The organism is Cryobacterium sp. Y50, assembly GCF_002929805.1.
In the GTDB taxonomy this organism is placed as follows: Bacteria; Actinomycetota; Actinomycetes; order Actinomycetales; family Microbacteriaceae; genus Cryobacterium.
In genome coordinates this window covers 126,253-132,430 of sequence record NZ_PJJM01000097.1, presented here as the reverse complement: position 1 = coordinate 132,430, position 6,178 = coordinate 126,253, and the positions used below count along the sequence as shown (strand labels likewise).

Sequence of the window (6,178 nt, the reverse complement as noted above, 5' to 3'; positions counted from 1 at the left end):
ATTCGCCATGCTGCGAGACGGCACCCTCTACGAAACTGAACACCAACTCGCTGCTTGACAAAAACATAGGGGCACCCCCCGAGACGACAACTTCTGCCCCATTGGCACACCACAACGCACACGCGACGACAACATCAGCCCCATGAAACCGTGCCAAGGGGCCGAACGTGGCGATTCACCGCCAACGGCCCGGCTCAGCGCCAAGTAGCGCGGTTTCCGAGCGAGCGGGCGAACGCGGTTAGCGGGCGGCGAGGTATTCGACGGCGGAGACGATGATGGGTAGTGTCACGATCGCCAGTAGGCTCGCGAGCACGGTGGCGGCGAGGACTATGAACGTGGTTCGCCGCGTGCCGGCCGCCGAAACCTGCTGCTCGAGAGCGGTAAAGCGTGCGTGCAGGCGGTCCGTCGCTACCGTTCGCACCGGCATGTGCCAGGTGGTCGGGTCTTCGATGACCGCGGTCAGGGTAGCCTGCTGCTCCGCACTGAACTGCCGTGGACGGCCAACCAGCCACCGACGCAGCCGCGGCGAATCAACGACGGTCACCACATCGGGCTTGCGATTCAGCCTGATTTTGTTGGGGTTGACCAGCACGATCATCGGCTGGACCGCGGCGGTTGCCGGCATTGCCCCGGCTAGCAACTTCGTGATCTGGGTCGACTCGAACCGCGCATCACGCAGGTACGGCATGGCGTGATCGCCGATCGGAATCGTGCGCACCGACCCGGTCAGGTCGCGATCCCAGCGCGTTCTGGAGCTGAGCGCGAAGATTCCACCAGGCCCGACCACGAGGTGATCGACCCAGAACGCCGTATTGCGAATGGGCAGCGAATGATAAACGTCGTATCCCTCGGGCAGCCGGGCCAGAATGTCGCCCACCACCATCTCGGCCTGCGCCGCGCGCAACCAGGCCAGCCCGTTCGCGTCGAGCGGGGAGAGCCCGAGAGTGCGGGCTAGCCGGGAGCGCGGAGCGCGATCCTTTTGCTGCCGCAACAGTTCTTCGACCAAGGATTGCCCGGCGAACCGCCCGGTGGCCGGTGACCGGTTAGAACCGGGCGGCGTCGACGCGGCTGGCACCGAGAAATCCGCAGCCGTCGGCTCGCTGTCGCGGGCGTGCAAACCATTGCCCAGCGTTGCCTTGATCACGTTCTCGCCTCACCTCGGGCTTTCGCCGGTCCCATTCTGCCACTCACGGGGTCCCGTCCAGGGGCCCCGTTCAGGGGTAACAATCGGCTGGCGCGCGACATTGGTTAGCAAATTGGAGTAATTCTCAGGCCCGCTGGGAGGTCACACGCGCGGCTGACGCGGAGCATCCGTTTGTCAATATAAGGGTGCGAACCCGAGCGGCGCCTCCCCCACTAAATAGACCAAGGTCGGCTAGCCTGACAGTCACCCCATCGATTGGATTTACCCCGTGAAACACCTGACTTTCAACGTTTGCGCCATTGCGGGCCTCGGTTTCAGCGGGCTGGCCGTGCTACTGCTGGTGGGCAACCTGATCTCGGGCAATCAGTTCGTCGACTTCATCTTGCCGGCGGCTGTCGTTTCACTCGTGATCGGCGGCGCGTTCTCGGTACGGGCGCGCCTGCTCTCAGCGAAGGGGAACGGGCCCAAAAAGCGCTAGCTGCTAGTCCCGTGCGGTACCGGGTCGCGGCAGGATCGACGGACGGATGCCCCAGGTCAGCGGATTGTCGATGGCGGCGGCCAGTTCCATGCGTTCAATCGGACGCAGCACCTGCGGCCGCGCGGCCAGCCAGTCGTTCAGCGCGCCCGCCCCGAGAACCGCGACCGGAGCGGTGCGCCCGGGCACCGCCCAACTCTGCAGCGTTCGGCCGGGCTGGGTTCGGCCCGTGGCCCAGAGGGAGCGGGCGCCGAGCACAACAACAACGGGCTGCACCGCAGTGCGCAGCGGCACCCGCCCACGCAGCAGCGTTGTGAGTCGTTGCGCGCCAGCCTCGGCGATGGCCAGGTCGGGTGACCGACGCCCCCCGACGTGCACGGTTCGGCGATACACCCAGGCGGTCCGTCCATCGCAGAGCTGCGCGTGCAATGCAAAAACGCCGCCAGGGCCAACAATGAGTCGGGCGGCACTCGGGCCGTCTCGGGTCTCGGCGGGCGAGGTGAATGCCGCCCAGTGTTCGGGAAGAGTCGCCAAGAGGTTGTCAACGGCCACCTCACTGCGCGTTCGCGCCACTGCCAGCTCGGTGGGCGTCGAGGTCTCCGGCTGACGCTGGGCACGACCGAGCAGCCAGGCCAGGCCAGATGCTGATCGAAGCGCTCCGGTGCGATTCGATTCGGGCAATTCCGGGGGCGTCGCGAGACGCCGCCGCGTGGAGAGTATGTGAGTCATGAATGCTCCTCGCCGGGTTCTATATCCTGCCAGTGCGACCTTCCAAAACAAGACCCCCAGAATGGGTGTCTTTTTATCAAACGGACGCCGCGGCCTGACCGTGCTCGCGCTAACGAGCACCGCGCTGCATGCGATCCAGCTGTGCTTCTTCCCGGCCGGCCGCGAGATGTGCGGCCGACTGGGTGAGCGCCGGATCAGGACTGGATCTCTGCGCCGACCGGTTTCGGAATGAGGAACGACGTTCCGAGGGAAGCAAGAGTCAAGACAAAACCGACTCCGATGACGACACAGTATGACGTGTGCATATCTTCTGACGTGCTCAGCACTGCCAGGGTTGACGGTAATACTAGGAAACTCAGTCCGGCACCGAGATTGAAGGCTCCTGCGTTCATCCCGGGCAGGAAGCCCGGGTTTCCTGGTGGAGAGAGAACCACGCCGAGACCGTTGAGCATAATGTTCGCGACACCTGCGTAGAGAATGCCCAGCAGTACTGCACCAAGAATCATAAGCGGGAGGCTGTTTAGACCACCGAATCCAATGACGGCTAACGCTAGTGCACTGCCAAGCAGCCCGATGCGCAGCATTTTCGTGTAGCCGAGCGTGGGCGCTAGCCGGCCGCTCAACGGGCCTACCAGCCAGCCGAACAGTGCGTAGGGGGTCAGGATAATCAGGGCCATCTGCGTGGGATTGATCGCAAACCCGGGTGCGGCGGCCTGAACATATGCCGGCACAATGCCATTGACGACAGCGAAGATTCCAGTCATCGCGAGAGTAGTGGTCAACAACGGTGCCCAGGTGGACCTCAAACGAAGGTGAACGATCTGGACCATTGGTTGCTCGCCTCTTTTTTCAACCGACCAAAACGCAACGAATGCCCCGGCCGATACCGCCGTCAGCCCAATTACCAGGAGCAGGGTATTCACCGAGAAGGCGCTCGCGAGTGTTGCGGCTTCGTTGAGCGCGGTGAGGGTCGCCCCGACTGCCACGACGATGTAGAAGGCGCCCAGCCAGTCCATACGTGTTCCTGCGGCCGGTCGAGATTCAACGGCCAGGAACAGCACCAGCAGCAACGCCACGATCGAGAAGCCGACCATCACCCAGAAGATACTCCGAAACCCAAAGTTCTCGGCGAGGTACCCCCGGCGAAGGAGTCGATTCCGGCGATGCCTCCGTTGACGGCTGCGACCAGTCCCATCATCGTTCCGTACTTGCGAGGATTGGAAATGGCCGAGCGGAGCATGATGAGGCAGAGCGGAACTGTGGGTCCGCTGACTCCCTGGATAATACGACCGATGAACAGCCAGGTGATGTCCGGTGCCATGGCTGAGATCACGGAACCGACACCCATGAGGGCCATCATGCCCAGCAGGATTTTCTTCCGGCCGACGATATCGCTCAGGCGCGGCAATACCAGGGAGAACAACGCGGCAGCGGTAAAGAACCAGGTCTGAGACAGGCCGACAGCCGCCTGATCAACACCTAGTTCAGCACCAATGGTAACGAGCGCAGGGCTGAGCATGCTCGCATTTAGCTGGAATGCGATACAGGCAGCCAGGAGCGCCGTTATCAACGCTGCCGTGTTGACCGTCGCTCCGCGGTCGGTACGAAATCGAGTTGAGGTCATGATTCGACGTCTCCAATCCGAACCAAGGCATCTGTAATCAGATTCCAGAATCGTTCATGATCAAGGGCAACAGCGACAGAGGTCGTGCAGTCTGCGGGTGCCGGCGACCGAAAGTCAGCGACGGTCATGCCGAGGGTGTGCGTGCCGTTGAGTTCAATATCCACAGGCACCCTCCGGGTCGATATGATGCTCGGGTCGATGACGTAGGCGACTGCACAGGGGTCGTGCACGGGCGGAAAGTCGAATCCCTGCACTTCGCGATAGGTCTCGCCGAAGAACTTGAGTAATTCGCCAACGAATCGGGCCGGCCCCGTGCCGACGGCAGCAATCTGCTCTACGACGGCAGGTGTGGCGAGCGCCTGGTGAGTCACGTCCAGTCCCACCATGACGACCGGCCACTTCTCGTTGAAGACGATGTGCGCGGCCTCCGGGTCAATGATGATGTTGAACTCGGCGACGGCGCTCCAGTTCCCGACGTGGTAACCGCCCCCCATCAATACAACCTCCTTGACCCGTTCGACAATGCGAGGTTCCTTGCGAGCAGCCATAGCGATGTTGGTGAGGCCAGCGGTCGGTACGAGGGTGATGGTCCCGGGTTCGTGGGCCATGATGGTGTCGATAATAAGATCGATGGCGTGCCGTGGATCCAAGATCAGAGTCGGCTCTGGCAGGATCGGTCCGTCCATGCCGGATTCGCCGTGAATGGACGGCGCAGTTTCAATCTGCCGCACGAGCGGGCGTGAGCACCCGGCCGCAAACGGGACATCCTTGATGCCGGCGATTCGGGCCACAGCCAACGCATTCTGGGTCACTTTCTCGAGTGTCTGGTTTCCCACGACCGTTGTGACCGCCAGCAAGTCAATTTCTGGACTTCCATGAGCCAACAGAATGGCAATCGCGTCGTCGTGGCCTGGGTCGCAATCCAGAATGATCTTTTTAGGCATGGTGTTCCACTTCATTGGGGACGTTGCCCACCCTTAAAATGTGGCGGTTGCAGCGCGCTCCCTCAGAGTCTGCGCTTCGTAAGCGAGGAAGTCAAACGCTTAACGTCAAAATGCATTAAGCGCTTAACGCCGTGGCAGCAAAGGCTTGGCGGGTGTTCAGCCCGCTAAGGAAGGAAAATCGCTTGCCATCGCTAGAATTGGCGCATGGCGATCCCCGGTACGGCCAACGAGACGCCCAGTCATGTCCCGCGGGCAACAGCGTCCATGGTGGCCAGCAGGGCTGGGGTGTCCGTCGCCACGGTCTCTCTGGTCGCCAGCGGCAAAACTGATGGTCGGGTTTCAGCGGAAACCGTTGCCCGAGTCCAGAGAGCTATCAGTGATCTCAACTATGTGGTCAACCGAGTCGCCAGCTCGCTGGCGACGGGATCAAGTAACTTCGTCATCCTTATCGCGCCAGACATTTCCAACTCATTCTTTGCCAGACTCATCGCCGGCGTGCGGGAATCCTTGGGCTCGTCCTACCAGCTGCTCCTTTCTGTCACTGACTCTGGACAGATGCCCCGGGCGGAAAGTGTTCGCGAGTTGCTTGCCTTTCGCCCTGCCGGTCTGCTCGTCGACGCTCCGAGCGAACAGCTGATGCAAAGCATGTCCATCGATGGCCCGATCGTGCTGCTCGACGCACCGGGCGCGAAGGGCATCCTCCCTGCCGTCAATCTCGATGTCGTTCACGGTGCAGAGGCATTGGCCACGCATCTTGCAGAGCGCGGCCATCGTACGTTCGCCTACCTCGATAGCGTCACTGCAACGTCAACCTTTGCGCTGCGACGTACCGCGTTCTTGGCTAAGGCACAGGAATGCGGAATGCGCCAAACCGAGCACATACGCGCCAGAAGCACAATAGACACCGGGTCGGCTGCTGCAGAATTTGGGAAAGTGTGGCCGGCATGGCAGGCCGCCGGCGTCACAGTAGTCGTCTGCGCGACCGACACCCACGCGTATGGCGTTCTCCAAACAGCTCATTCTTTGGGCATACGTGTACCGGAACAACTCGCCGTTGCGGGTTTTGACGACCTGCCATTTTCTGCGATGAGCCACCCGAGCCTGACCAGCGTCGAACTCCCAGCCCGGAAACTTGGCCGAGCAGCAGCATCCCTTCTTGTGGCCTTGATCGAAGGTCGTGTCCCCGAAGCTGAACTCCCCATCCTTCCGAGTCGCCTGATCATCAGGGACTCCACCGGGGTCCACAATTAGCCTGAGGTAGC

Annotated in this window: 5 protein-coding genes and 1 pseudogene; 2 read left to right on the top strand and 4 right to left on the bottom strand. The window is 61.8% G+C overall.

Annotation, left to right across the window (positions count from 1 at the left end; all coding sequences use genetic code 11):
- Window positions 1-238: 238 nt before the first annotated feature.
- Window positions 239-1,144 carry a nuclease-related domain-containing protein gene (locus CXY73_RS14305; RefSeq protein ID WP_104178082.1) on the bottom strand — a complete coding sequence of 302 codons (906 nt, stop codon included), beginning with the start codon at window positions 1,142-1,144 and terminating at the stop codon, window positions 239-241.
- A 268-nt stretch (window positions 1,145-1,412) separates the two neighbouring features.
- Here CXY73_RS14305 and CXY73_RS14300 point away from each other — a divergent pair, with 268 nt between their 5' ends.
- Window positions 1,413-1,622 carry a hypothetical protein gene (locus tag CXY73_RS14300; RefSeq protein WP_104133285.1) on the top strand — a complete coding sequence of 70 codons (210 nt, stop codon included), beginning with the start codon at window positions 1,413-1,415 and terminating at the stop codon, window positions 1,620-1,622.
- 3 nt (window positions 1,623-1,625) lie between these two features.
- Here the strand turns inward: CXY73_RS14300 and CXY73_RS14295 are convergent, their stop codons facing one another.
- The 3 genes and pseudogenes from CXY73_RS14295 to CXY73_RS14285 all read right to left on the bottom strand — a co-directional run bounded on the left by CXY73_RS14295 (window position 1,626) and on the right by CXY73_RS14285 (window position 4,916).
- Window positions 1,626-2,348 carry a hypothetical protein gene (locus CXY73_RS14295; protein WP_104178081.1) on the bottom strand — a complete coding sequence of 241 codons (723 nt, stop codon included), beginning with the start codon at window positions 2,346-2,348 and terminating at the stop codon, window positions 1,626-1,628.
- Window positions 2,349-2,542: 194 nt separating this feature from the next.
- Window positions 2,543-3,972 (bottom strand): annotated as a pseudogene (locus CXY73_RS14290) (MFS transporter).
- A complete protein-coding gene (locus tag CXY73_RS14285) occupies window positions 3,969-4,916 on the bottom strand; it encodes a nucleoside hydrolase (protein ID WP_104135247.1) in 948 nt (315 codons plus the stop codon). The pseudogene CXY73_RS14290 and the gene CXY73_RS14285 overlap by 4 nt, the downstream one beginning before the upstream one ends.
- Window positions 4,917-5,180: 264 nt before the next feature.
- Between CXY73_RS14285 and CXY73_RS14280 the strand changes: the two genes are divergently transcribed.
- Window positions 5,181-6,167, top strand: a complete 987-nt coding sequence (locus tag CXY73_RS14280; RefSeq protein WP_104178080.1) for a LacI family DNA-binding transcriptional regulator — start codon at window positions 5,181-5,183, stop codon at window positions 6,165-6,167.
- Window positions 6,168-6,178 lie beyond the last annotated feature (11 nt).